1 pseudogene is annotated in these 493 nt (G+C 28.2%); it reads right to left on the reverse strand.

Features of this window, described 5'->3' with window-relative positions:
* Window positions 1–431 (reverse strand): annotated as a pseudogene (locus tag AJ932_RS08285) (hypothetical protein); the annotation flags it as partial.
* Window positions 432–493 lie beyond the last annotated feature (62 nt).

Raw genomic sequence — 493 nt, forward strand, 5'->3', positions numbered from 1 at the left:
AGCATACCAAATTCATCAGGCTGTATAGTTTTAGCTAAATCTTTTACTAATTTAGCCCTTAAAGGATTTTTATGTATCCCTGCCATACCTATTTCTAAAAGATTATCAGCATAATTATAAATTCCTCTTTTTATACCTAATTCTTCATATCCTCCACCTGTGAGTTGAATATATAAAATAAAACATTGTATCATTCTGGCATTAAAGCCATGATTTTTAGAACGCACAAAATATTCAGGTTTTCCTAGTATTCCTGCTGCTATACCCCATTCTTGTCTAAAAAGAGAAGATTTTAAGGTTTCTTTATTATTGCTAACTTCATCATAAATATAAGCGTATTCTTCATTGATTAAATTTCCTTTTTCATCTACATTAGCATAAGCATCATAAGGTATATCTATAACCACAGATCTTAATCCACTTCTAATCACTAAATATTTATATCTTTCTCTTTTAGTTTTTAAAGATTTATAATAAGCTTTTTCTGCTTTAG

The organism is Campylobacter sp. BCW_6873 (assembly GCF_001762365.1).
Lineage (GTDB): Bacteria > Campylobacterota > Campylobacteria > Campylobacterales > Campylobacteraceae > Campylobacter_D > Campylobacter_D jejuni.